General features: G+C 39.8%; 32 protein-coding genes and 1 pseudogene. 32 read left to right on the forward strand and 1 reads right to left on the reverse strand.

Features of this window, described 5'->3' with window-relative positions:
• The 32 genes and pseudogenes from ACFILO_RS06415 to alaS form a co-directional block, all read left to right on the forward strand.
• Positions 1-65, forward strand: a pseudogene (locus tag ACFILO_RS06415) (elongation factor Tu); the annotation flags it as partial.
• 61 nt (positions 66-126) lie between these two features.
• Positions 127-435, forward strand: a complete 309-nt coding sequence (gene rpsJ, locus ACFILO_RS06420) for a 30S ribosomal protein S10 (RefSeq protein ID WP_005773267.1) — start codon at positions 127-129, stop codon at positions 433-435.
• A 27-nt stretch (positions 436-462) separates the two neighbouring features.
• Positions 463-1,200 carry a 50S ribosomal protein L3 gene (gene rplC / locus ACFILO_RS06425; protein WP_273791404.1) on the forward strand — a complete coding sequence of 246 codons (738 nt, stop codon included), beginning with the start codon at positions 463-465 and terminating at the stop codon, positions 1,198-1,200.
• A 2-nt stretch (positions 1,201-1,202) separates the two neighbouring features.
• On the forward strand, positions 1,203-1,823 hold the full coding sequence (gene rplD, locus ACFILO_RS06430) for a 50S ribosomal protein L4 (protein ID WP_375613145.1): 621 nt from the start codon (positions 1,203-1,205) through the stop codon (positions 1,821-1,823).
• Entirely contained in the window at positions 1,820-2,113 is a 294-nt protein-coding gene (locus ACFILO_RS06435) for a 50S ribosomal protein L23 (protein ID WP_273723987.1), read from the forward strand. The genes rplD and ACFILO_RS06435 overlap by 4 nt, the downstream gene beginning before the upstream one ends.
• Positions 2,114-2,133: 20 nt before the next feature.
• A complete protein-coding gene (gene rplB / locus ACFILO_RS06440) occupies positions 2,134-2,967 on the forward strand; it encodes a 50S ribosomal protein L2 (protein WP_375611474.1) in 834 nt (277 codons plus the stop codon).
• A 15-nt stretch (positions 2,968-2,982) separates the two neighbouring features.
• Entirely contained in the window at positions 2,983-3,261 is a 279-nt protein-coding gene (gene rpsS / locus ACFILO_RS06445) for a 30S ribosomal protein S19 (RefSeq protein ID WP_004855734.1), read from the forward strand.
• Between the two features lie 2 nt (positions 3,262-3,263).
• Positions 3,264-3,653, forward strand: a complete 390-nt coding sequence (rplV, locus tag ACFILO_RS06450) for a 50S ribosomal protein L22 (protein ID WP_273791407.1) — start codon at positions 3,264-3,266, stop codon at positions 3,651-3,653.
• On the forward strand, positions 3,653-4,363 hold the full coding sequence (gene rpsC / locus ACFILO_RS06455) for a 30S ribosomal protein S3 (RefSeq protein ID WP_375678019.1): 711 nt from the start codon (positions 3,653-3,655) through the stop codon (positions 4,361-4,363). The genes rplV and rpsC overlap by 1 nt, the downstream gene beginning before the upstream one ends.
• A gap of 36 nt (positions 4,364-4,399) precedes the next feature.
• Entirely contained in the window at positions 4,400-4,813 is a 414-nt protein-coding gene (gene rplP / locus ACFILO_RS06460) for a 50S ribosomal protein L16 (RefSeq protein WP_375611475.1), read from the forward strand.
• Positions 4,814-4,825: 12 nt separating this feature from the next.
• Positions 4,826-5,026 (forward strand): 50S ribosomal protein L29, encoded by a 201-nt coding sequence (gene rpmC, locus ACFILO_RS06465; protein WP_375652792.1) that lies wholly within the window; start codon positions 4,826-4,828, stop codon positions 5,024-5,026.
• 11 nt (positions 5,027-5,037) lie between these two features.
• Positions 5,038-5,277, forward strand: coding sequence for a 30S ribosomal protein S17 (gene rpsQ, locus ACFILO_RS06470; RefSeq protein WP_012231991.1), 240 nt, complete (start codon positions 5,038-5,040; stop codon positions 5,275-5,277).
• 144 nt (positions 5,278-5,421) lie between these two features.
• Positions 5,422-5,790: a 50S ribosomal protein L14 gene (rplN, locus tag ACFILO_RS06475; RefSeq protein ID WP_004855715.1), complete on the forward strand. Its 369-nt coding sequence runs from the start codon at positions 5,422-5,424 to the stop codon at positions 5,788-5,790.
• Between the two features lie 12 nt (positions 5,791-5,802).
• Positions 5,803-6,117, forward strand: coding sequence for a 50S ribosomal protein L24 (gene rplX / locus ACFILO_RS06480; protein WP_015856579.1), 315 nt, complete (start codon positions 5,803-5,805; stop codon positions 6,115-6,117).
• Entirely contained in the window at positions 6,110-6,667 is a 558-nt protein-coding gene (gene rplE, locus ACFILO_RS06485) for a 50S ribosomal protein L5 (RefSeq protein ID WP_375611477.1), read from the forward strand. The genes rplX and rplE overlap by 8 nt, the downstream gene beginning before the upstream one ends.
• Before the next feature lie 24 nt (positions 6,668-6,691).
• The gene (gene rpsN, locus ACFILO_RS06490; protein ID WP_273791412.1) at positions 6,692-6,997 is read left to right on the forward strand and encodes a 30S ribosomal protein S14; all 306 of its coding nucleotides are present in this window, start codon (positions 6,692-6,694) and stop codon (positions 6,995-6,997) included.
• A gap of 14 nt (positions 6,998-7,011) precedes the next feature.
• The gene (rpsH, locus tag ACFILO_RS06495; protein WP_375613142.1) at positions 7,012-7,410 is read left to right on the forward strand and encodes a 30S ribosomal protein S8; all 399 of its coding nucleotides are present in this window, start codon (positions 7,012-7,014) and stop codon (positions 7,408-7,410) included.
• Between the two features lie 39 nt (positions 7,411-7,449).
• On the forward strand, positions 7,450-7,983 hold the full coding sequence (rplF, locus tag ACFILO_RS06500; RefSeq protein WP_375621436.1) for a 50S ribosomal protein L6: 534 nt from the start codon (positions 7,450-7,452) through the stop codon (positions 7,981-7,983).
• Between the two features lie 12 nt (positions 7,984-7,995).
• Positions 7,996-8,358 carry a 50S ribosomal protein L18 gene (rplR, locus tag ACFILO_RS06505; protein WP_273791414.1) on the forward strand — a complete coding sequence of 121 codons (363 nt, stop codon included), beginning with the start codon at positions 7,996-7,998 and terminating at the stop codon, positions 8,356-8,358.
• 111 nt (positions 8,359-8,469) lie between these two features.
• Positions 8,470-9,018: a 30S ribosomal protein S5 gene (rpsE, locus tag ACFILO_RS06510; protein ID WP_375678020.1), complete on the forward strand. Its 549-nt coding sequence runs from the start codon at positions 8,470-8,472 to the stop codon at positions 9,016-9,018.
• 31 nt (positions 9,019-9,049) lie between these two features.
• A complete protein-coding gene (gene rpmD, locus ACFILO_RS06515; protein ID WP_375611481.1) occupies positions 9,050-9,256 on the forward strand; it encodes a 50S ribosomal protein L30 in 207 nt (68 codons plus the stop codon).
• Between the two features lie 20 nt (positions 9,257-9,276).
• Positions 9,277-9,744: a 50S ribosomal protein L15 gene (rplO, locus tag ACFILO_RS06520; protein WP_375613141.1), complete on the forward strand. Its 468-nt coding sequence runs from the start codon at positions 9,277-9,279 to the stop codon at positions 9,742-9,744.
• Positions 9,745-9,905: 161 nt separating this feature from the next.
• Positions 9,906-11,252: a preprotein translocase subunit SecY gene (secY, locus tag ACFILO_RS06525; RefSeq protein ID WP_375611483.1), complete on the forward strand. Its 1,347-nt coding sequence runs from the start codon at positions 9,906-9,908 to the stop codon at positions 11,250-11,252.
• Entirely contained in the window at positions 11,249-11,827 is a 579-nt protein-coding gene (locus tag ACFILO_RS06530) for an adenylate kinase (protein WP_375678021.1), read from the forward strand. The genes secY and ACFILO_RS06530 overlap by 4 nt, the downstream gene beginning before the upstream one ends.
• A gap of 182 nt (positions 11,828-12,009) precedes the next feature.
• Entirely contained in the window at positions 12,010-12,378 is a 369-nt protein-coding gene (gene rpsM / locus ACFILO_RS06535; protein WP_026500557.1) for a 30S ribosomal protein S13, read from the forward strand.
• Between the two features lie 115 nt (positions 12,379-12,493).
• Positions 12,494-12,883 carry a 30S ribosomal protein S11 gene (gene rpsK, locus ACFILO_RS06540; RefSeq protein WP_007347762.1) on the forward strand — a complete coding sequence of 130 codons (390 nt, stop codon included), beginning with the start codon at positions 12,494-12,496 and terminating at the stop codon, positions 12,881-12,883.
• Between the two features lie 94 nt (positions 12,884-12,977).
• Entirely contained in the window at positions 12,978-13,991 is a 1,014-nt protein-coding gene (locus ACFILO_RS06545) for a DNA-directed RNA polymerase subunit alpha (RefSeq protein WP_375611485.1), read from the forward strand.
• 24 nt (positions 13,992-14,015) lie between these two features.
• Positions 14,016-14,444 carry a 50S ribosomal protein L17 gene (gene rplQ, locus ACFILO_RS06550; RefSeq protein WP_273791421.1) on the forward strand — a complete coding sequence of 143 codons (429 nt, stop codon included), beginning with the start codon at positions 14,016-14,018 and terminating at the stop codon, positions 14,442-14,444.
• A gap of 267 nt (positions 14,445-14,711) precedes the next feature.
• On the forward strand, positions 14,712-16,106 hold the full coding sequence (locus ACFILO_RS06555; protein ID WP_375613138.1) for a DegQ family serine endoprotease: 1,395 nt from the start codon (positions 14,712-14,714) through the stop codon (positions 16,104-16,106).
• A 9-nt stretch (positions 16,107-16,115) separates the two neighbouring features.
• Positions 16,116-17,441, forward strand: coding sequence for a replication-associated recombination protein A (locus ACFILO_RS06560; protein WP_375613137.1), 1,326 nt, complete (start codon positions 16,116-16,118; stop codon positions 17,439-17,441).
• Between the two features lie 968 nt (positions 17,442-18,409).
• Positions 18,410-19,453, forward strand: a complete 1,044-nt coding sequence (gene recA / locus ACFILO_RS06565) for a recombinase RecA (protein ID WP_273791424.1) — start codon at positions 18,410-18,412, stop codon at positions 19,451-19,453.
• Positions 19,454-19,655: 202 nt separating this feature from the next.
• A complete protein-coding gene (gene alaS / locus ACFILO_RS06570) occupies positions 19,656-22,322 on the forward strand; it encodes an alanine--tRNA ligase (RefSeq protein ID WP_375678022.1) in 2,667 nt (888 codons plus the stop codon).
• 1,242 nt (positions 22,323-23,564) lie between these two features.
• Here the strand turns inward: alaS and ACFILO_RS06575 are convergent.
• Positions 23,565-25,346 (reverse strand): glucan ABC transporter ATP-binding protein/ permease, encoded by a 1,782-nt coding sequence (locus ACFILO_RS06575; RefSeq protein ID WP_375652809.1) that lies wholly within the window; start codon positions 25,344-25,346, stop codon positions 23,565-23,567.
• Positions 25,347-25,359: the final 13 nt, after the last annotated feature.

Here is a 25,359-nt window from a genome sequence, read left to right on the forward strand (position 1 = left end):
GTTTTGCTATTCGTGAAGGTGGTCGTACTGTTGGTGCCGGTATCGTCTCTAAGATCATTGAATAAATAATGCTTGTTGAGTGCTTTGATTATTGAAGGCACTTTGTATAACAGGGAAATAAAGAGCATGAACAGTCAGAATATTCGCATTCGCTTGAAAGCGTTTGATCATAGAATTCTTGATACGTCGACGCGTGAGATCGTATCGACTGCTAAACGTACCGGTGCAAATGTCCGTGGTCCCATTCCGCTTCCGACGCGGATTGAGAAGTTTACGGTCAATCGTGGACCGCATATCGATAAGAAAAGTCGTGAGCAGTTTGAGATGCGAACACATAAGCGTCTTCTTGACATTGTTGATCCAACGCCGCAAACAGTGGATGCGCTTATGAAGCTCGATCTTTCTGCTGGTGTGGATGTAGAAATTAAGCTCTGAGGTTTGAGGACAGAAGGAACAGACCCGATGCGTTCAGGTGTAATAGCACAGAAGCTGGGCATGACCCGTATTTATAATGATGCTGGTGAGCATGTGCCGGTGACGGTACTTCGTTTGGAGAATTGTCAAGTCGTTGCTCAGCGTACAGTTGAAAAGAATGGTTATACTGCTGTTCAATTAGGTGTAGGCTTTGCTAAGGTTAAGAATACTTCACAAGCTCTTCGTGGACATTTTGCTAAGGCTTCTGTTGAGCCTAAAGCCAAAATAGCAGAGTTTCGTGTGAGTCCCGACAATCTTCTTGATGTTGGTACTGAGATTACAGTGGAACATTTTGTTCCAGGACAAAGAGTTGATGTGACTGGTACCAGTATTGGTAAGGGGTTTGCTGGTGTTATGAAACGACATAACTTTGGTGGACATCGTGCTTCTCATGGTAATTCGATTACACATCGTGCTCATGGTTCTACAGGGCAGTGCCAAGATCCTGGTAAAGTTTTTAAAGGTAAAAAAATGGCTGGCCATATGGGGCAAGTGCGTGTAACAACACAGAATATTGAAGTTATTTCCACTGATAGTGAGCGTGGTTTAATTTTAGTGCGTGGTGCTGTTTCTGGTTCTAAAGGTTCTTGGATTTTGATACGGGATGCTGTGAAGAAGCGTCTTCCTGATAATGCTCCAAAGCCTGCTGGTATTCGCCGTCTTGTGAAGGAGAAAGCGGAAATGGTTACTCCGGTGACGGAAACCTCTGAGGTTGAGGGAGCCTAATAATGGATCTTGTAATTAAAACTCTTGATGGTAATGAAGCTGGCAAATTAAAGGTTTCTGAAGCTATTTTTGATCTTGTTCCGCGTGAGGATATTTTGCAACGTGTTGTTCGTTGGCAGCTTGCACGTCGTCAGCAGGGAAGTCATCAATCCCAAGGTCGTTCTGATGTGTCGCGAACAGGGGCAAAAATGTTTAAACAGAAAGGAACTGGGCGTGCTCGACATTCATCTGCACGTGCACCGCAGTTTAGGGGTGGGGGTAAGGCACATGGACCGGTGGTTCGTAGCCATGCGCATGATCTTCCTAAAAAGATTCGTGCTCTTGGGTTACGTCTTGCTTTATCTGCAAAATTAAAAGCAAAAGATTTAATTATTGTGGATGAGTTGACTGTTAAGGATGCTAAAACGAAAATGCTTGTTTCTCATTTTTCTAAGCTTGGATTTAATAACGCTCTCTTGATTGATGGTAAAGAGATTGATATTAACTTTTTTCGTGCAGCCTCTAATATCCCTAATATTGACATTTTGCCTATTCAGGGAATTAATGTTTATGATATTTTGCGTCGCAGCAAACTTGTTTTATCAAAAGCAGCTGTTGAGGCTCTTGAGGAGCGTTTTAAATGACAGATCTTCGCCATTATGATATAATTATTAGTCCAGTTATTACTGAAAAGGCGACTATGATTTCTGAATATAATCAAGTTGCTTTTAATGTCGCGCCGAAAGCGACGAAGCCTGAGATTAAGGCTGCTATTGAAGCGCTTTTTAGCGTAAAAGTTAAAGCAGTTAACACGATAGTCCGTAAGGGTAAAGTGAAGCGTTTCAAAGGTATAGTTGGTCGGCAGAGTGATGTCAAAAAAGCGATCGTAACTCTGGCCAGTGGTCAGACTATCGACGTTTCGACAGGTCTTTAAGAGGCTCGGAGATAGGAATAATGGCACTTAAGCAGTTTAATCCAACGACACCTGGGCAGCGTCAGCTTGTTATTGTGGAACGTTCTTGTCTTTATAAGGGAAAACCTGTAAAGATGTTAACTGAAGGTTTGTCTTCAAAGGGTGGACGTAATAATCGCGGTCGTGTTACTGCTCGTTTTCAGGGTGGTGGACATAAACGTAGTTATCGGTTTGTCGACTTTAAGCGTCTTAAACGTGATGTTTCAGCAAAGGTTGAGCGTTTAGAATACGATCCTAATCGTACCGCTTTTATTGCTTTAATCCGCTATGAGGATGGGCAATTGAGTTATATTCTTGCACCACAGCGTCTTGGTGTTGGTGATTCTGTTATGGCTGGTTTAAATGTGGATGTTAAACCAGGTAATGCTATGCCTCTTGCTAATATGCCTGTAGGTACAATTATTCATAATGTTGAGATGAAGCCAGGGAAAGGCGGACAGATTGCACGTTCAGCAGGTGCTTATGCGCAGTTGGTTGGACGAGATCATGGTATGGCTATTCTTCGTTTAAATTCTGGTGAGCAGCGTTTGGTTCCGAGTAGCTGTTTTGCAACTGTTGGCGCTGTTTCAAATCCTGATCATGGGAATATTAATGATGGTAAGGCGGGGCGGTCACGTTGGCGTGGTAAACGTCCACATGTTCGTGGTGTTGCTATGAACCCCGTTGATCACCCACACGGTGGTGGTGAAGGTCGTACATCGGGGGGGCGCCATCCAGTTTCTCCCTGGGGTAAACCTACGAAAGGTAAGCGTACGCGCTCCAATAAAGCCACTGATAAATTTATTATGCGTACGCGTCATCAACGCAAGAAATGAGAAAGGTAGTCTGAGGTGGTTCGTTCAGTGTGGAAAGGTCCGTTTGTTGACGGCTATCTTCTTGGTAAAGCAGAGAAGGTACGTGCAAGTGGGCGCAACGAAGTTATAAAAATATGGAGTCGTCGCTCTACTATTTTACCGCAATTTGTTGGTTTAACTTTTGGTGTTTACAACGGTAATAAGCATATTCCTGTTTCTGTTTCTGAAGAGATGGTTGGGCATAAGTTTGGTGAGTTCGCTCCTACCCGGACTTATTATGGTCATGGTGCCGATAAGAAAGCGAAGAGGAAGTAGGAATGGGAAAAGCTAAAGTTTCGCGCCAGCTTAAAGATAATGAAGCAAGAGCTGTCACGCGGACAATTCGTGTTAGTCCGCAGAAGCTTAATTTAGTTGCTGCAATGATTCGTGGTAAAAGAGTTAATGTAGCGCTCGCTGATTTGATGTTTTCACGCAAGCGAATTGCTGCTACTGTGAAAAAAACGCTTGAATCAGCAATTGCAAATGCAGAAAATAACCACGATCTTGATATTGATTCGCTTGTTGTGGCGGAAGCTTATGTTGGTAAGTCGATAGTGATGAAGCGCTTTCATGTTCGTGGTCGAGGGCGTGCTAGTAGAATTGAACGTCCATTTTCGCATCTTACTGTTATTGTTCGTGAAGTTACCGAAAAAGTGGAGGCCGCGTAATGGGGCAGAAGATCAATCCAATAGGACTTCGTCTTGGTGTTAATCGGACTTGGGACTCTCGTTGGTATGCTGATAGTGGTGAATATGGGCGCCTTCTTCATGAAGATTTGAAAATTCGTTCATATGTGCTTGAGGAACTTAAACAGGCGGCTATTTCTAAGGTTGTTATTGAGCGTCCTCATAAAAAGTGTCGTATTACAATTCATTCTGCACGTCCTGGTTTGATTATTGGTAAAAAGGGTGCTGATATCGAAAGGCTTCGTCGTAAACTCTCAGAAATGACGGATGCTGAAACTTCATTGAATATTGTGGAGATTCGTAAACCGGAGATTGATGCGACAATTATTGCGCAATCAATTGCTCAACAGTTAGAGCGTCGTGTTGCTTTTCGTCGTGCAATGAAGCGTGCTGTTCAGTCTGCTATGCGTCTTGGTGCGGAAGGTATTCGTATCAATTGTTCTGGCCGTCTTGGTGGTGCTGAAATTGCTCGTATGGAATGGTATCGTGAAGGTCGTGTTCCACTTCATACCTTGCGTTCTGATGTTGATTACGGTACAGCAGAAGCTAAGACCGCTTATGGTATTTGTGGTATTAAAGTTTGGGTCTTTAAGGGTGAGATTCTTGAGCATGATCCGATGGCTTCAGAACGTCGTGCTACGGAAGCTGATCAATCTGGTTCTTCATCGAATCGTCGCCGCGAAAATGCTTAGTTTTTGAGATTGAACTAAAATTTGGAGTAGAGAACAATGTTGCAGCCAAAGCGCACAAAGTTCCGTAAACAGTTCAAAGGCCGTATTCACGGTTTTGCGAAGGGTGGTACGGATTTGAATTTCGGTGCCTACGGTTTGAAGGCTGTTGAGCCGGAGCGGGTTACTGCTCGTCAAATTGAAGCGGCGCGTCGTGCGATTACACGTTATATGAAGCGTTCTGGTCGTGTGTGGATTCGTATTTTTCCAGATCTTCCGGTTACATCTAAACCGACTGAAGTTCGTATGGGTAAAGGTAAGGGAAGTGTTGATTATTGGGCTGCACGTGTTGCTCCTGGGCGCGTCATGTTTGAGCTTGATGGAGTTCCGGAGGATGTTGCACGTGAAGCACTAAGATTGGGTGCTGCAAAGTTGCCTATAAAAACGCGTTTCATCCAGCGTATTGCTGAATAATGAGGTTAAGCGATGAGAGCCACAGAATTACGGGCGCAAACGCTCGACCAAATGAAAGATGAATTGGCTAAGTTAAAGAAAGAGCAATTTAATTTGCGTTTTCAAAAAGCAACAGGTCAATTAGAAAAGACTGCGCGCGTTAGACAAGTTCGTCGTGATATTGCGCGTATTAAAACTTTTCTTCGTCAAAAGATAACTGAAAGTAAGTTTTAAGGAAATAAGAGATGCCTAAACGCGTTTTGCAGGGTGTTGTTATTAGCGACAAAAGTGATAAGACTGTTGTTGTCAAAGTTGAACGCCGTTATTCTCATCCGCTTCTTAAGAAGACTGTTCGGCAGTCTAAAAATTATAAAGCGCATGACGAAAACAACCAATTCAAGATTGGGGATCAAGTTTCTATTCAAGAATCTAGACCAATTTCGAAAGATAAATGTTGGATTGTTGTAAAAGACAATGTAGCGTAATGAGTTAAGCTTATTGTTTTAGAATTTAACAGTGTGGTTATCATTGATAAATTTGAAGGCGATAACTTTATCGTTATTTGGCAGGCAAATCCGAGTGTGTAAAAGATACAATCGGATATATGTGTTAAGAGAAGGTGGCCAGTCATGATTCAGATGCAAACAAACCTCGACGTTGCTGATAATTCTGGAGCGCGTCGTGTCATGTGCATCAAAGTGTTAGGCGGTTCAAAGCGGAAATATGCTTCGGTCGGTGACATTATTGTTGTTTCGGTTAAGGATGCAATTCCTCGTGGCCGTGTTAAAAAAGGTGATGTTATGAAAGCTGTTGTGGTTCGTACTGCTAAGGATATTCGTCGCGCAGATGGTAGTGTCATTCGTTTTGATAGTAATGCTGCGGTTTTAGTAGATAATAAAAAAGAGCCGATCGGTACTCGTATCTTTGGACCTGTTCCCCGTGAATTGCGTGGTAGGAATCATATGAAGATCATCTCGCTTGCTCCTGAAGTTCTGTAAGGAGTAAATGTTATGCAAAAGATTCGAAAAGGTGATAAAGTTGTTGTTTTGTCCGGTAAGGATAAAGGATGTAGTGGTGAAGTAATTAAGGTTAGTCCAAAAGAGAATAAGGCTTTTGTTCGTGGGATTAATATGATTAAACGTCATCAACGTCAAACGCAGAAGCAAGAAGCTGGAATTATTTCTAAAGAAGCTCCGATTCATCTGTCTAATTTGGCGATTGCTGATCCTAAAGATGGTAAGCCTACACGTGTAGGCTTTCGTATGAATGCAGATGGTAATAAAGTTCGTTTTGCCAAGCGTTCGGGAGAGTTGATTAATGGCTGAGGAAAGACAAATACCGCGTATGAAAGCGCATTATTTTGAAGTGATTCGTAAAGTGCTTCAAGAGAAGTTTAATTACAGAAATGCGATGCAAATTCCGCGGATTGATAAAGTTGTAATAAATATGGGGATAGGTGAAGCAACTGCTGATTCGAAGAAGCCTTCCCTTGCCGCTGAGGATTTAGGGCTAATAACGGGTCAGAAGGCTGTTGTTACGCGTGCGCGTAATTCTATTGCGACCTTTAAGGTTCGTGAAGGAATGCCTCTTGGGGCTAAAGTTACATTGCGTAAAGATCGTATGTTTGAGTTTTTAGATCGTCTTGTGACGATTGCTCTTCCGCGGGTTCGTGACTTTCGTGGTTTAAATCCAAAGAGTTTTGATGGTCGTGGCAATTTTGCTATGGGTATTAAAGAACACATTGTGTTTCCAGAAATCAACTATGATAAAGTTGATCAAATTTGGGGTATGGATATTATCGTTTGTACGACAGCAAAAACGGATGATGAAGCTCGTGAGTTATTGCGTGCTTTTAATTTTCCTTTTCGTTCGTAACGGCAAACGTAGTGAGGTGAAATTATGGCCAAAGTAAGTGCCGTTGAAAAAAATAAGCGTCGTGAGGTGATGGTAAAGCGCTATGCTGCCCGTCGTGCACGTTTGAAAGCAATAGTTATGGATCAGAAGGTTTCTCTTGAAGAACGTTTTAAAGCTTCTGTTCAGTTGGCAGAGTTGCCGCGTAATTCTTCGAAAGTTCGTATTCGTAATCGCTGTGAGGTTTCAGGTCGTCCGCGGGCTTATTATCGTAAATTAAAAATGTCGCGAATTGCGTTGCGTGAGCTTGGCTCTATTGGCTATATTCCTGGTATTGTAAAGTCTAGTTGGTAAGAGGAGATTATTTAATGTCTATGTCAGATCCTCTTGGTGATATGCTAACACGTATTCGTAATGCACTTGGTCGTAAAAAAGGTAAAGTAGTTACTCCAGCTTCGAAGCTTCGTGCGCACGTTCTTGATGTTCTTCAGTCGGAAGGTTATATTCGCGGATATAATCGAATTGATTTAGGTGATGGGAAAGCTGAAATTGAAATCGAATTGAAGTATTTTGAAGGGCTGGCTGCTATTCGTGAGATTTCACGTGTATCAAAGCCAGGGCGTCGTGTGTATGTTTCTGCTAAGTCACTTCCTCAGGTGGCAAATGGCCTTGGTATTTCGATTTTATCGACTCCTAAAGGCGTCATGGCAGATCATGAGGCGCGTGAACAGAATGTTGGTGGAGAACTCCTTTGTCGTGTTTTCTAAGTTATGTCAAGAAAACGGAAGAAAAAGTAGGTTAGAACAATGTCTCGTATTGGAAAGAAACCCATTTCAATTCCTTCTGGAGTTACTGCTACTGTTGAAGGACAGCTGGTTAAGGCAAAAGGTCCAAAAGGTGAGCTGAGTTACGTCGTCAATGATGAAGTCTTAGTCAAACTTGAGGAGAATATCATATCAGTTATGCCGCGGGATCAGTCAAAAGATGCGCGTTCTAAATGGGGTATGTCGCGCTCAATGATTGAGAACATTTTTTGTGGTGTGAAAGATGGTTTTGAAAAGAGGTTGGAGATTAATGGGGTTGGTTATCGTGCTGCTTTGCAGGGTAAGGATGTTCAACTATCTCTGGGCTTTTCGCATGATGTGGTTTATAAAGTTCCGTCGGGTGTTACTGTGACTGTTCCTAAGCCAACGGAAATTGTTGTTTCTGGAATTGATAAACAGCAAGTTGGACAAGTTGCAGCGGAGATTCGTGAGTATCGTAAGCCTGAGCCTTATAAAGGTAAAGGTGTTAAGCATGCAGATGAACGTATCTTCCGTAAAGAAGGTAAAAAGAAATAAGGATTTTGTATTATGGTTTCATCTAAGGACATTATCCAACGTCGTGCAAGGCGTGTTCGTCGTAGAATTAAAATGGTTTCTCATGATCGTCCTCGGCTTAGTGTTTATCGTTCAAATCAGAACATTTATGCTCAAGTTATCGATGATTTGCGGGGATGTACACTTGTTTCAGCCTCTACTCTTGAAAGTGATTTGAAAAAATCGTTAAAGAGTGGTGCTGATAAAAAGGCGGCCTTTGCTGTTGGTAAGTTAATTGCTGAGCGTGCGAAGAAAGCGGGTGTTAATGAGGTGGTTTTTGATCGTGGAGCGTATGTGTACCATGGTCGCGTCAAAGCTTTAGCTGAAGCTGCTCGTGAAGGTGGTTTGAATTTCTAAAATTTCTTATTTATGAATGAGTAAGGAGAGTTTAGAGTATTTCGTTTAAGTTCTTCCAGTTTGATGAGGGACTTTGTTATCGTGCTTCCGGAAAAGAAAAAGGAATGAGGAATGGCACAAAAAGAACGTGGTGAGAGAGAAGAACGCGATAATGAATTTGTCGATAGGCTCGTTCATATCAATCGTGTTGCTAAAGTTGTAAAGGGTGGTCGGCGTTTTGGTTTTGCTGCTCTTGTTGTCGTTGGAGATCAAAAAGGGCGTGTGGGTTTTGGACATGGTAAAGCCCGTGAAGTTCCAGAAGCCGTTCGTAAAGCAACGGAATCTGCGAAACGTGGGATGATTTATGTTCCGCTTCGGTCTGGGCGTACATTGCATCATGATCTTGAAGGTCGTCACGGAGCTGGGCGTGTTTTGCTACGTTCGGCTTCTGCTGGTACTGGTATTATTGCTGGGGGACCGATGCGTGCTATTTTTGAAGCTCTTGGTATGCAGGATGTCGTTGCAAAATCACTAGGGTCGTCGAATCCTTATAACATGGTTCGTGCAACATTTGATGCATTGAATCATCAAATGCATCCTAGAGATATTGCTGCTCAACGTGGTATAAAGTATTCGACTTTGCAGGCGCGTCGTCGCCATTTAGTCGACCTAGAAGGGTAGTTTCTGAGATTATCAGAAAAGGAATTAGGAAATGGTTCAGAAAAAATCTCAGAGTGGTAAAACTGTGACGGTGGAACAAATTGGAAGCCCTATTCGAAACTCACAGATTCAGCGTGCAACCTTAAAGGGGCTTGGACTAAATAAAATGCGTCGTCGGCGCGTTTTAGATGATACACTTTGTGTGCGGGGTATGATTGCTCGGGTTCGGCATCTTGTTCGCGTTATAGATGAAGGTTAAGGGTTGCGGGAGTATTAGATATGAAACTCAATGAACTGCGTGATTGCGAAGGCGCAACAAAAAATCGTAAGCGTGTTGGGCGTGGTATTGGTTCCGGTACGGGTAAGACTGGTGGTCGTGGTGTAAAAGGGCAAAAGTCACGTTCTGGTGTTTCCCTTAATGGTTTTGAAGGTGGGCAAATGCCCATCTATCGTCGTTTGCCAAAACGTGGATTTAGGAATTTCTTTGCTAAAACCTACAATGAAGTTTCACTAGGACGTATTCAGTTGGCAGTTGATGCAGGTAAGTTGAATATTGAAAAGCCTGTTGATATGGTTTCTTTGAAAGAGGCTGGTATTATTCGTCGTGAAAAAGATGGGGTTCGTCTTCTTTCTGATGGTGATTTGAAGGCTAAGATTACCTTTCATGTTTCTGGTGCTTCACAAGCTGCTCGTGTTAAGATTGAAAAAGTGGGTGGCCAGGTTATTCTTCCTGATATTGCTCGATAATTTTTTGATATGAATAGAGACCTAAAGAAGAATAATATCTGTTTTGTGGGATCTTTTGTGGAGAATTGTTTAAGTTCTGCATTTGTTTGTGTATGCATATATGAATTTTAGGATTATACTTCTGTGATTTGAAGAACTGGAGTGTAAAGTGGAGACGTTTTATGGCATCAGCAGCAGAGCAATTTGCTTCCAATATAAATTTCGGCACCTTTTCGCGTGCAACTGAATTAAAGAAGCGCATCTGGTTTACTCTGTTGGCGCTTCTTGTATATCGTTTTGGCACTTACATCTCTCTTCCAGGTATCAATATCGATGCTTTGCGGCAAACATTTGAACATCACGCGTCGGGTGTATTAGGACTCTTTAATATGTTTGCTGGAGGTGCCGTTGGGCGTATGGCTATTTTTGCGCTGGGTATCATGCCTTATATATCTGCATCTATTATTGTGCAATTGTTAACATCTATTATTCCTTCTTTGGAAACTCTTAAAAAAGAAGGGGATTTAGGTCGTAAGATTATCAATCAATATACGCGTTATGTAACAGTCGTATTGGCAATTCTACAAGCTTTTGGTATTGCGGTTGCGCTTGAAAGCGGTATAGGGTCGGGGCTTCAAATTGTTTTAGAACCAGGTCTTATGTTTCGTATTTCTTCTGTTATTACGCTTGTTGGCGGAACGATGTTTCTTATGTGGCTTGGCGAGCAAATTACGTCACGTGGTATTGGTAATGGGGTTTCTCTTATCATTTTTACAGGGATTGTAGCCAACTTTCCTTCTACTTTTGCTCAGCTTTTGACAGCTCATAGTCAGGCTGATTTATCAACTTTTCTTTTAATAGGAATCGTTCTTATTGCTGTTTTGGTTATTGGGCTTATTGTTTTTATAGAGCGTGCGCAACGGCGAATTCTTATCCAATACCCGAAACGTCAGGTCGGTAATCAAATGTTTCAAGGAGATATGTCGCATCTTCCTTTAAAATTGAATACTGCTGGTGTTATTCCACCTATTTTTGCTTCATCTTTATTATTATTACCTGCCACTATTAATAATTTTTCTGATAAAATGCCACAATGGGTTCAGGAGATTTCTTATGCTCTTGGTCATGGACAGCCACTTTATATGATTGTTTATGCATTTTTAATGGCGTTTTTTTGCTTTTTTTATACAGCTATTGTGTTTAATCCAAGTGATACTGCAGATCAGTTGAAAAAACATTCTGGTTTTATTCCAGGGATTCGTCCAGGTGAGCGTACAGCCGAATATATTGATTACGTTTTGACGCGTATTACTGTTGTGGGCGCTATTTATATTATCTTGGTTTGTTTGTTACCTGAATTTATGATATCTGCATTACAGGTTCCTTTTTATCTTGGGGGAACATCCTTGTTGATTGTTGTTACTGTTACACTTGATACGGTTGCTCAAATTCAGGGGCATCTTGTTGCCCACCAATATGAAGGGTTGATAAAAAAATCAAAACTTCGTGGAGGTAGAAGGAATCGATGAGAGTTATTCTTTTAGGTCCTCCTGGAGCGGGAAAAGGTACGCAAGCAAAAATGTTGACTGAGGAATATAACATTCCTCATTTATCAACAGGGGATATGTTGCGTGAGGTGATTGCCAAAGAAACGGAGATTGGTAAAAAAGCTAAAGCTATTATAAGTTCTGGTGCTTTGGTACCTGATAGTATTGTTAATCAAATCGTATCAGATCGGATTGATGAAGCTGATTGTGTAAACGGTTTTGTTTTGGATGGATATCCGCGAACTGTGGGGCAAGCAGAAGCGTTGCAACAGATACTGGATTCAAAAAATATGCGGCTTAATGCTGTTATTGAATTGTGTGTTGATGAAGACGTGTTGATTGAACGTATGAAGAAGCGCGTTGAGGAAACAATAGCGACTGGTGGACAGGTTCGTTTAGATGACAATCCTGTTGCTTTTGCAAAAAGATTAGTAGAATATCGTGAAAAAACAGCTCCCTTATCAAAATTTTATTCAGAGAGGGGAATGTTGAAGGTTATTGATGGAATGATTGGTGTTGCTGAAGTGACACGTATGATTAGAGAGTTTCTTTCATGAGATTTTTTTTTAGAAATAAATGAAAAGAGTTGACTTTTGAGATGAAATCTATCAAAAGTGAATTTAATTTATTTTAGTGAAATAATAGGATTCGGAAGAATTTTTTTTCTGAGTCTATTTTTTTCTGTAAAGTATATCAGGTATTTTATAACAATTTGTCAAAATAACTAAGGAGAGTAGGCGTGGCTCGTATTGCTGGCGTCAATATCCCGACAAATAAGCGTGTAATTATTGCGCTTCAATATATCCACGGGATTGGACCAAAATTTGCTCAAGAAATTATTGAAAGAGTTGGCATTCCTTTGGGGCGTCGTGTGCATGAGCTTTCAGATGCTGAGGTGCTGCAGATTCGTGAGGCAATAGATCAGGGGTATCAAGTTGAAGGTGATCTTCGTCGTGAGGTTGCTATGAATGTTAAGCGTTTGATGGATCTTGGTTGTTATCGAGGATTGCGTCATCGCCGGTCTTTGCCTGTCCGAGGACAGCGTACACATACGAATGCCCGTACACGTAAAGGTCCGGCTAAGGCAATCGCCGGTAAGAAGAAATAAGGGCCTTTGTGGGAGGTTTTTTATATATTCTTTTTCTTGTTTGATTTTTTTTGGCAAGGAAAAAAGGTGGAGCTGCTGATGTTACGGCAGTGATGAGATCGTTGAAAGGGAAATTATGGCCAAGGAAGCCACACGTGTTCGTCGTCGCGAACGTAAAAATATTTCATCGGGTGTTGTGCATATTAATTCAACATTTAATAACACAATGATTACTATTACTGATGCTCAGGGTAATGCAATTGCTTGGTCATCTGCGGGAGCTCAGGGGTTTAAAGGTGCGCGTAAATCGACACCTTTTGCTGCTCAAGTTGCTGCGGAGGATTGTGCAAGAAAAGCGCAAGAGCATGGTATGCGTTCTTTGGAAGTTGAAGTTTGTGGACCTGGATCAGGGCGTGAATCTGCTTTACGTGCATTGCAATCTGTTGGTTTTGTCATTACTTCTATTCGCGATGTAACACCAATTCCTCATAATGGATGTCGTCCGCGGAAAAGGCGGCGTGTTTAATTGGGTGTTGTTTTTTGTTGTCGGAGATTTCTCTGATGTTCACATTGGTCGTTACGATTGAATGGTAACGGAACTAAAGAACGGGAATAAAAATATGATCCAGAAAAACTGGCAGGAACTTATTAAACCCAATAAGGTTGAATCATGTGCACATGATAATCCAAATATTATAAGTGTGATTGCTGAACCTCTTGAGCGTGGTTTTGGTTTAACGTTAGGAAATGCGCTTCGTCGCGTTTTGTTATCTTCGCTTCGTGGTGCTGCTATTACTGCTGTGCAGATTGACGGTGTTTTGCACGAATTTTCATCGATTCCAGGTGTGCGTGAGGATGTTACGGATATTATTCTGAATATAAAAGAAATTGCGCTTCGTATGGAAGAAGAAGGGCCTAAACGTGTCGTCGTTTATAAAGAGGGGCCTGGTGTCGTGAAAGCGGGAGATATCAGTACAGTTGGGGATATGGAAATTCTAAATCCAGATCATGTTATTTGTACTCTTGATGAAGAAGCTGAAATTCGTATGGAATTTATTGTCAACACAGGAAAGGGGTATGTGCCATCTGATCGTAATTGTGTTGATGATGCACGTATAGGGCTTATTCCAATTGATAGTCTTTATTCACCTATCCGTAAGGTATCTTATAAAGTAGAAAATACACGCGAAGGTCAAGTTCTCGATTATGATAAATTAACGCTCACGATTGAAACAAACGGTGCTGTTAATGGTGAGGATGCTGTTGCTTTTGCAGCACGCATTCTTCAGGATCAATTATCGTTATTTATTAACTTTGAAGAGCCACAGAAGGAGCCTGTTGAAGAGGCTGATTCTGAGCTTTCTTTTAATCCTGCACTTCTCAAAAAAGTGGATGAATTAGAACTTTCAGTTCGTTCGGCAAACTGTCTTAAGAATGATAATATTGTTTATATTGGTGATCTGATTCAAAAAACAGAATCTGAAATGCTTCGGACACCGAATTTTGGTCGCAAATCGTTGAATGAGATTAAAGAAGTTTTGGCGTGTATGGGTTTACATCTTGGGATGGAGATTCCTGCGTGGCCGCCTGAAAACATTGATGATCTTGCAAAACGTTATGAAGATCAATATTAAAATTAGAATTTAAGGAGAGGGCTTATGCGCCATAGTAAGTCAGGACGCAAGTTGAACCGTACTGCCAGTCACCGTAAAGCGATGTTTGCAAATATGGCAACTTCGTTGATCGAGCATGAGCAGATTGTGACAACGCTTCCAAAGGCTAAAGAAATTCGTCCTATTGTTGAAAAACTCGTTACTCTTGGTAAGCGTGGTGGTTTGCATGCGCGTCGGCAAGCTATTGCAGCACTTCGTGATGCAGGAAAGGTTGCAAAATTATTTGATACGCTTGCGCCACGTTATGCATCACGCAACGGTGGGTATTTGCGTATTATGAAAGCGGGGTTTCGTACCGGTGATAATGCGCCCATGGCTGTTATAGAATTTGTTGATCGTGATGTTGAAGCGAAGGGTGCTGGGGATCGTGCTCGCATGGAAGCTTCTGAGAATGAAAAGGGAACATCTTCGTAGAGTTTTTTATTCTGTTGGATTTTTAAAGGCCGCCTTGTCTTGGGCGGTTTTTTTGTGAGCATTTTTAAGTTTGTTTTAGTTGAGAAATAGGTGCAGAGAGAAAATTATAGAATATTGAATTATCTTATTTTTATAATATTTATTGTTCAAATAGGTTGTTTTTATTCTCTATTATGAAATATTAATAGAGGTCCTTAATTTGCGGGGATACGTTTTTTTATTCTATTAATCTTCAACAGAATGTGCTGATTTTATAAGGAGTGGATTATGAGGTATTCTTTTTGGGTGCGGATTTTTTTTGCAATTATGATGCAGATATCATTTGATCATGTATATGCTCATGTTCCTCAAACACAAACAGAAATCACCCTTTCATTTGCTCCTTTAGTTAAAAAGACAGTTCCATCTGTTGTAAATATTTATGCAGCTCGACAAATTAGAGCTCGATCACCTTTTGAAGGCGATCCATTTTTTGAGCAATTTTTTGGTCGTTTTCAAAATAAATTTCCTGTTCGTAAGCAATCGTCATTAGGATCAGGGGTGATTGTTGATGCACGTGGTTTGATCGTTACAAATTACCACGTCATTAAAGATGCAAGCGAAATTAAAGTGGCTTTTTCTGATGGACGGGAGTTTGAGAGTAAGGTCGTGCTCAAAGATGAAGCAACTGATATTGCAATTCTTGAAGTTAAGGAAAAAGATGCTCAATTTCCGGCTCTTTCTTTGGGAAATTCTGATACTGTTGAAGTTGGTGATCTTGTTCTTGCTATTGGTAATCCCTTTGGTGTTGGTCAAACAGTTACAAGTGGTATTGTTTCAGCGCAAGCGCGTACACGTGTTGGGATTTCTGATTTTGACTTTTTTATTCAAACAGACGCAGCCATTAATCCAGGGAATTCTGGTGGCGCTTTAATTGATATGAAAGGTCAGTTAATCGGAATTAATACGGCTATCTATTCGCGTTCCGGTGGTTCTGTAGGGATTGGTTTTGCTATTCCAGTTAATCTTGTAAAAGTGATGCTTGATACTGTTAAACGCGGTGGAAAATATTTTGTGCCGCCTTATATTGGGGCTTCTTTTCAAAATGTTACAGCTGATATTGCTGGTGGTTTAGGTTTAGAACGTCCCTATGGTGCTCTGATTATTGAAGTTATCAAAGATAGTCCTGCTGAAAAAGCTGGATTGAAAGTAGGTGATGTTATTTTGAGTGTGCAGGGGGTACGCGTTGACAGTCCAGATAGTCTTGGTTATCGTTTGATGACAGCTGACGTTGAGCATAGTCTTGCCTTGGAATATTTACGAAGTGGAAAAACTTTAAAAACACAAATAACAGTTTCATCAATATCAGAAACTGCATTTTTAAAATCTGAAAAAATTACGGGTGACAGTCCTCTTGCTGGTGCTGAGGTGTTAGATTTAACACCGCAAAATAGTCGACGTTTTCATCTTCCTATATCTGCAAAAGGGGTTGTGATTACCAATCTTGAGGAAATGAGCAATGCAGCTGGAATTTTTCAGTCAGGAGATATTCTACGTGTTGTAAATGGCCATAAAATTCAAACAGTTCATCAGTTGAAAAAGGTTCTTATGCAAGGTCGCTCAAATATGTGGCAATTGGAATATGAACGTGATGGTATGTATATTCGCCAATTTATTCGTTGAGGTTTTTTTTTGAAGAAAGATTTTTTTACTTCGTCGTTTGATTTTCAAGTTAATAAAAATCAGCCACTTGCAGAAAGAATGCGCCCTTGTTCTCTCAATGATGTTGTGGGACAAAAGCATTTGATTGGAGAGGATGGTTTGCTTTCACGTATGGCGGCAACAGGCTCAATTGGATCGATGATTTTTTGGGGACCTCCAGGGACGGGAAAAACGACCGTTGCACGTTTGTTAGCCCTTGAAACAAATTTCGCGTTTGAACAGGTTTCTGCTATTTTTACAGGAGTTTCTGAACTTAAAAAGATTTTTGAAGTTGCGCAGAGGCGTTTTATATCTGGGGATAAAACACTTCTCTTTGTTGATGAAATTCATCGGTTTAATCGTGCACAGCAGGATAGTTTTCTTTCTGTGATGGAAGAGGGTACTGTGGTACTTATAGGTGCAACAACCGAAAATCCTTCTTTTGAACTGAATGCTGCCCTTCTTTCGCGTGCACGTGTTTTAACATTTCTTTCTCATGATCATGAAAGTTTGGACATGCTTTTGAGGCGTGCTGAAGAAGTGGAGGGAAAAACTCTTCCCTTGGATAATGATGCCAGAGACGTTTTGATAGAGATGTCTGATGGTGATGCGCGGGTTGCGTTAACATTGGCAGAGGAAGTTTGGTCTATTGCGCCATTGGGAGAGATTCTTGATGTTGTTGCTTTGCAAAAAGTTATTCAGCGTCGTGCGCCTATTTATGATAAAGGACGAGATGGGCATTATAATCTCATTTCAGCGTTGCATAAATCCGTTCGTGGATCTGATCCTGATGCTGCGCTTTATTATTTGGCACGTATGTTGGATGCTGGTGAAGATCCTCTCTATATTGGGCGAAGATTGGTTCGTATGGCCGTTGAAGATATTGGTTTGGCGGATCCTCAAGCTCTTGTCATTTGTAATGCAGCAAAAGATGCCTATGATTATTTAGGATCACCAGAAGGAGAGTTGGCCTTGGCGCAAGCATGTCTTTATGTTGCAACTGCGCCAAAGTCAAATGCAGCATATCTTGCGTATAAAGCAGCACTGCGTTGTGCACGCAAAAATGGCTCTTTACCACCTCCTAAGCATATTCTTAATGCTCCTACGAAATTTATGAAGGAAGAAGGGTATGGAAGTGGTTATTGTTATGACCATGATGAACCAGATGCTTTTTCAGGACAAGAATATTTTCCCGAAAAACTTGGACGTCAGAGTTATTATAAACCAGTTGAGCGTGGTTTTGAGCGTGAAATTGTGAAACGTCTTGAGTGGTGGCAACAGTTGCGCAAAAAACGTAAAGATCAAAATAAAATTTGAGTTGAAATACGTTTTTTATTGATCTCTTATGTTATTGTATGAGAAATTTAGCTTATATTTTAAACAATTTATTGCATTGCTTGTAGAGATTTTTTTGATATCTTCAAAAGTGCATATTTTTTCAAATTTAAATATATCATTCAACTTTTAAGCTGCTTTATTTTTTTTGGTTTTATTAAATAATATATTGACTTATAATGATAATTGACTGTTTCGTAAGTTGAATGAAAGTTTCAAATACCGTAAATTTCTCTCATCCCAAGTCTGTTATTTGTTGAAGCAATCAAGTTATTCGCTTGCATGTTACAAGCAGGATTAGCGTGTGATAAAAACTGTACAAGAAAGGACTAAAAATCCCTCCTATGAATTGTCTCAAGTGCCGAGAGCTGTTGCAATATTGGAGGATGATAAATAGTGTGATGGTGCCGGCTTGCTCCTTCTATAGAGTAAAGATGGTGGTGCCTAAAGGGTTTTGCAGTATACCACATTCATAGGTGTTGTCACAAAATGAGCTTGGAAGTTTTGAGAGATGTTTCTTAAATCAAGTGCATGAATATGCAACACAATAGCGTTTTGTTCTTCGATGCAATAGGGTATGAGGTTGATTGATGATGCGTTTTTTGTGTGATCAATAGCGGGAGAATTCTTAGTCTCTCAAGTATTTAATCAAAGGGATAAGCAGAAGGGTTGTAGAACATTGTGTTTAAAATTAAATTGTTCCTTTTCTAGAGAGATATAAATATGTTAACTATGCTCCCATAGAGATATTACTTTATTGGAGTTTATTATGTGTCATAAGATAAGCAATGCCAATTCTTTATTGTGATGGTCATGAATGTTTATGGACATAATGTGGAGATAGGAATGGAAATAGTCTGTGAAACTCTAAACTCAAGCCTTTAGTTAAATTAAAAGTACAGTATACACTAAAGTTTTAGGTTATTATGAATTCGGTCAAGGATATAATCGTGGATAAAACAAAAGCTCTCGATGCTGCTCTCTCACAAATTGAACGTTCTTTTGGTAAAGGCTCGATTATGCGTCTTGGGCAAAAAGAGCAGGTTGTTGAAATTGAAACAATTCCAACAGGGTCGTTATCCTTGGATATTGCTTTAGGGATTGGTGGATTACCGAAGGGGCGTATTGTTGAGATTTATGGACCAGAAAGTTCTGGGAAAACAACATTGGCTCTCCATGCTATTGCTGAGGCACAGAAAGGTGGTGGGATTTGTGCTTTTATTGATGCAGAGCATGCGCTTGATCCTATTTATGCGCGTAAGCTTGGTGTTGATTTAGAAAACTTGTTCATTTCTCAGCCAGATACCGGTGAACAGGCATTGGAAATTACAGAAACGTTGGTTCGTTCTGGTGCCGTTGATGTGCTTGTTGTGGATTCTGTCGCAGCTTTAACACCGCGAGCAGAAATTGACGGTGAAATGGGTGATGCTTTGCCCGGATTGCAAGCTCGGTTAATGAGTAAAGCGTTACGAAAATTAACCGCAGCAATTTTTCGCTCTAACTGTATGGTTGTTTTTATTAATCAAATTCGCATGAAAATTGGTGTGATGTTTGGTTCTCCTGAAACGACAACGGGTGGAAACGCTTTAAAGTTTTATGCTTCTGTTCGTTTAGATATTCGTCGCATTGGATCCATTAAAGATAGGGATTCAATCGTTGGTAATCAGACGCGCGTTAAAGTGGTGAAAAATAAATTGGCACCTCCATTCAAACAGGTTGAGTTTGATATTATTTATGGTGAAGGTATTTCCAAAGTAGGTGAATTGATTGATTTGGGTGTCAAGGTTGGTGTTGTTGAAAAATCTGGTGCATGGTTTTCTTATAATTCTCAGCGTTTAGGGCAGGGGCGTGAGAATGCAAAGCAGTTTTTACGTGAACATGTGGAAATAGCTACAGAGATTGAAGCAGCTTTGCGCCAAAATGCTGGTTTGATTGCGATTGAATTGTTAGAAAATGCAGGGTCAGAAAATATAGAAAGTGATGAAGCCATTTGATGGGGGGGGTCGTCTATAATTTTTTTTCTTTAAGATTTTTCTGTTTTTTTGTTTGAGTTTTTAAATACGCAGTCATTTTTTTCTCAATTTTTTAAAACAAATATTCCATTTTTGATTAAATTGACTCCATGCGTGGCGAAGAGGATTTAATGAGGGGGGATTTTTCTTTTATGGTTTTGTGCTGTATTGAGCAGGTGTCAACATGAATAGTGTTAATAATATTCGGTCAACATTTTTGGATTATTTTCATCGTAATGGGCATAAAGTTCTTTCTTCTAGTCCGCTTGTTCCGCGGAATGATCCTACACTTATGTTTACAAATGCAGGGATGGTGCAGTTTAAAAATGTTTTTACTGGACTTGAACAACCTTCTTATACGCAGGCAACAACGGCACAAAAATGTGTTCGTGCAGGTGGAAAGCATAATGATCTTGATAATGTTGGTTATACGGCGCGCCATCATACATTTTTTGAAATGCTGGGTAATTTTTCTTTCGGTGATTATTTCAAAGAAGAAGCTATTTTTTTATCATGGAATCTTTTAACAAAGGAATTTTGCCTGCCAAAAGATAAATTGTTGGTGACAGTTTATCAGAGTGATGATGTTGCTGCTGAGCTGTGGCGTAAAATTTCAGGTCTTCCAGATGAAAAAATTGTTCGTATTGCGACGGCTGATAATTTTTGGTCGATGGGAGAAACAGGCCCTTGTGGGCCTTGTTCGGAGATTTTTTATGATCATGGTGATGAAATATGGGGCGGTCCTCCTGGAAGTGCTAATGAAGATGGGGATCGCTTTATTGAGATTTGGAATCTTGTTTTTATGCAATATGAGCAAGTTTCCAAGGAAGAACGTGTTAACTTACCTCACCCTTCTATTGATACCGGTATGGGGTTAGAGCGTATTGCTGCTGTTTTACAGGGCGTTCATGATAATTATGATATTGATCTTTTTCGTGCATTAATTGCTGCATCAGAAGAAATTACAGGGATTGAGGCAAAGGGTGATTTTATTGCCAGCCATCGTGTCATTGCTGATCATCTTCGCTCATCTGCATTTTTGATTGCTGATGGTGTGCTTCCTTCTAATGAAGGAAGAGGATATGTTTTACGTCGTATTATGCGTCGTGCTATGCGTCATGCGCATCTTCTTGGTGCTAAAGAGCCCTTAATGTGGCGACTTTTGACTGCTTTAATTCGCGAAATGGGACAAGCTTATCCTGAGTTGACACGTGCTGAATCTTTGATTTCAGAAACTTTAAGGTTAGAAGAAATACGTTTTCGTAAAACGCTTGAACGAGGACTTGGTTTGTTGAACGAAGCAAGTACCGATCTTAAAGAAGGAGACTATTTGAATGGTGAAGTTGCTTTCAAACTTTATGATACCTATGGTTTTCCGCTTGATTTGACGCAAGATGTTCTTCGTCGTCGCGGAATATCTGTTGACGTTGGTGCTTTTGATAAAGCGATGGAACGCCAAAAAGAGGAAGCACGTGCCAATTGGTCTGGTTCTGGAGAAGCTGTAACAGAGAAAATCTGGTTTTCTGTTCGTGATCAAGTGGGGGCCACAGAGTTTTTAGGTTATGAAACTGAGACAGCGAAAGGTATTCTTACAGCTCTTGTATGTGATGGTAAAATTGTTGATCATATTTCTTCAGATCAGAAAGCTATGCTTGTTGTTAATCAGACACCTTTTTATGGTGAATCTGGTGGGCAAATTGGTGATAGCGGTATCATTTCTGGTGAAAATTTTATTTTTAAGGTGCATGATACCCAAAGAAAGGGTGATGGTGTTTTTATCCATATTGGGGAGGTGAAATCTGGTCAGGCATCGAGGTCTGATTGTGTAGAATTAACGGTTGATATTGTTCGTCGTAAGAAAATTCGTGCGAATCACTCTGCTACTCATTTGTTACACGAAGCTTTACGCCAAACATTGGGGGACCATGTTACACAAAAGGGTTCTCTTGTATCGCCAGATCGGTTGCGTTTTGATTTTTCCCATCCAAAATCCGTTTCACCAAAAGAGTTGAAAAAAATAGAAGATTTAGCCAATGAGATTATTTTGCAAAATAGTAAAGTAATAACGCGCCTCATGGCTGTAGATGATGCCATTTCTGAAGGAGCCATGGCATTGTTTGGTGAAAAATATGGTGATGAAGTTCGCGTTGTTTCTATGGGGGAGCCACTTGAACAGGAAAGATTAAAAAAGCGTTGGTCAATTGAGCTTTGTGGAGGGACACATGTGGAGCGAACAGGTGATATTGGTTTAATTCATATTGTTTCTGAAAGTTCTGTTTCAGCTGGAGTGCGGCGTATTGAAGCTTTAACAGGCAAAGAAGCACGTCTTTATCTTAGCCGCCAAGATGAACGTATTCATGAAATCGCTGATCTTTTAAAAACTTCTTCTGCTGGTGTGGAAGAACGGGTGCGAATTTTGCTTGATGATCGTCGTAAACTTGAAAAAGAATTGAATGATGTACGCAAGAAAATGATGTTGAGTGGTGGGGTAACAGAAAGGAGCCAAGGTGATATTACCATCATCAATGGGCTTTCTTTTACTGGACGCATTGTTAAAAATATTTTACCACGGGATCTTAAGGCGCTCGTCGATTCTGAGAAAAAACAAATTGGATCTGGAGTGGTTGCTTTTATTAGTGTCTCGGAGGATGGAAAAGGGAGTGCTGTTGTCGGTGTTACGGATGATTTAACGGATAAATTAAATGCTGTAGATCTCGTTCGTATTCTTTCAGCGATGCTTGGTGGTAAAGGTGGAGGTGGCCGTTCTGATATGGCACAGGCTGGTGGTCCTGAGGGGAACAAAGCTGATGAAGCATTTGCGGCACTAAAAGATTTTCTTGAAAAAAATTAAATTAAATCATTCTGCATAGGTGTTTTTTACATTGTTATATTGGGTTGGCATCTATGTATCATGAATATCTGTCTGGTGTATTTCTGAAATGCAGATACAGCGTAATTGGGGGAAATACAATTGTAAAGATAAAGACAGTGTTTGTCTTTATCACCACTGTATCATTTGGCTTTATAGCTTCCAAGCGTTTTAGGAATCACCTTTTTAAGATAAGATAGACTATGCAGCACTTCATGCTTTGCTGTGTATTCTTTTACTAGGGAGACTAGTTATTGTGTTGCTCTTATAGATTTTTTGAAGAAACATCTCTTTTTATGAAAGGAATAGTACAAGATTTATTGCATACGATTATCCTTATAAAGTTAAAAGCTGTCATTATTCTATTAGTTTTCAAATGAATAAAATCTCTTTTCTTGAAAAGGCTTATAAAGAGTTGTTGTATCTTAGAGCTATTGTGTTGTTTTTATTTTGCTTGTTATGTACAAGAAAACAGTTTTTTGGTTTATTATTAAAAGGTTTTGAAAAGAATATTCTCCTATCTTTATAAATCTTTATTTCAAGTTATAAAGTAATGAATTATCAATATAAATCAAATGAATATCACATAAATCTAAAGATTTAGATTAATATCTAATTTATTTATGATAAAATTGCTTTAATGTATTGAATTATAATGATAATTTATCGTTTTATCTTTTGAATAAGAGCTACGAATATTCGTAGGGTTTTATTATTTCAAATTCTGTGTATGTTAAATTAATCAAAACCACTCATGAATGTCGTTGTGAAATGGGCTTAAGAGCATTGAAAAATGTTTCTTAAAAAAGTCATATGAATGTGCAAAACAATGATGTTCTGTTCTTTATGAGAGGACTATAAAGAAAGTGATAAACAAAAGTGCAAAGCAATACATAATATTCATTATTTAAAAGATATTACTTTAGTTCGTTTTGAAATTCGTAAAGCTGAGTTAAAAGAAGACGGTAAAACTGGAAATTGTTTTTACCTTTACATTTTCCCTAAATGAGAATGTATACTCGTCAGTATGCACAGATATAGGAAAATATTTTTGTTCTAATCTAGTAAAATTGCAATAGCAGAGAAAATACTAAACTGTTTTAATATTTTTCTTAAATACCTAAAATGGATTGTGGCATTTTTAGAAATCTTTTTACTTGTATCATATATAAGAACTCTTATTGTATTGAAGAGGATTTTTTGGCTTGAAAAAGAGTATTAATTTTATGATGCTATGGCTTCATGTAAGGGGATAACATTTTCTCCTTCTCTTTCTGGTGGTTTGATTGTTAAACCACTTGCCTTTAAAAAATTAGAGAAACGTCCCCCTTTATCGATCAATTCTTGAAAGTTTCCTTTTTCCATTAAGTGACCATGATCCAGAAAGAGTATCACATCAGCATTGCGTACTGTTGAGAGGCGATGTGCTATAATAAAAGTAGTGCGGTTATGGCTTATGCAATCGAGAGCATCTTTGACACGTGCCTCTGTTTCAACATCAAGAGCGCTTGTTGCTTCATCTAGAATGAGAATAGGGGCATTTTTTAAAACAGCGCGTGCAATTGCTAGTCGTTGTTTTTCTCCACCTGATAATTGAGATCCTCGTTCGCCCACCATTGTGTTATAACAATCAGCTTTTTTTAGAATAAAATCGTGAGCTTCTGCTATTTTTGCTGCTTCATAAAGTTCTTCATTCGTTGCGCTCGCTTTTCCTATTGAAATATTGTCATGAATAGTACGGTTGAAAAGACCCGAGTCTTGAAATACTGTTGCTAGAGATTTGCGTAAAGATTCGCGATTGATTGAGCATATATTTATTCCATCAATGGAGATATGCCCAAGGGTAGGGTCGTATACGCGCTGCAACAGATTGATCAATGTTGTTTTTCCAGCCCCTGTTGGTCCTACAATCGCAACAGTTTGTCCTGCTTTAACTTCAAAGGAAATATCAAAAACACCTTGAGAAGAATTTGGGAATTGATAGGTCACGTGATGAAATTGTATGGCGCCTTTAACATTTTGGAGGGAAGGAAGATTTTGCGGTTCGTTAACATGAAAGGTTGAGTCTTCCATTTCAAAAAATTCTTGCAGTTTTGCTTGTGAGGATATTGCACAATTAATAAAATTGCTCATTTGGTCTAGGCGGCTAATCATGAGTTGTGCAAATCCAACAAAAGCAACGACTTCACCTACTCGTAATTGATCTTTTGCAACAAAAAAAGCTCCAAGGAGAAGAACACAAACGATTGAAATTGTTGAAGCCATTCGATTTAAGCCACTGGCGAGCGCCCACCAATTGAGAACAGGATTTTGTGCTTTAAGAAGAGCATTTGTATGTTGATGCAGTATGGAAGTTTCTTCTTTTATTCGGTTATAACTTTGTACAATGGAAACATTAGAGATTGAGTCACTGACATGTTTAAAAAGGTTATGATGATAGCATTCTACAGCGGCTTGTCCGTCTTTTGTTTTTCGCATCACTAAACGTGCAATTAATACATAAATGATGGCAAGCACAACCAAGACTATTGAAAGACGCCAATTCATATTAAACGCTATGGGGATGAGAACCAATAAGGCGACAAGCGTTGAGAGATGTTGGCGCATAAAATCAAGCCATATGGTTGACATGGAATCTATTGCGCGCAAAAGTGTATGGAGTGCGTTGGAAGTTCCACGTTGTTGATGCCAAATTAAAGGCATGGCAATGATACGTTCGAAAGATTCCGTTAAAACCGTTAAGCGGCGTCTATGGGCTAAGCGGTCAGCACCGCGAGCAACAAGGACATAAGCAATAATATGTGAAAGTCCAAAACAAACCCAAATGGCAAGAGTAGGGATGATAGCTGTTTTGTCTGTAATAGAATCAATAACTTGTCCAAATAAAATAGGTTCTGCAATAGTGATAATAGCTAATATAACATTAGCGGTACAGATTAAAAGGGATGCATTTTTTTCTCTATTTAGGTAAGTGAGAACACGTGCATAGGTTTTGAATAAGGACACGGTTAATTATCTC

It is taken from the genome of Bartonella sp. AP72JLCBS (assembly GCF_042195705.1).
Taxonomy (GTDB): domain Bacteria; phylum Pseudomonadota; class Alphaproteobacteria; order Rhizobiales; family Rhizobiaceae; genus Bartonella.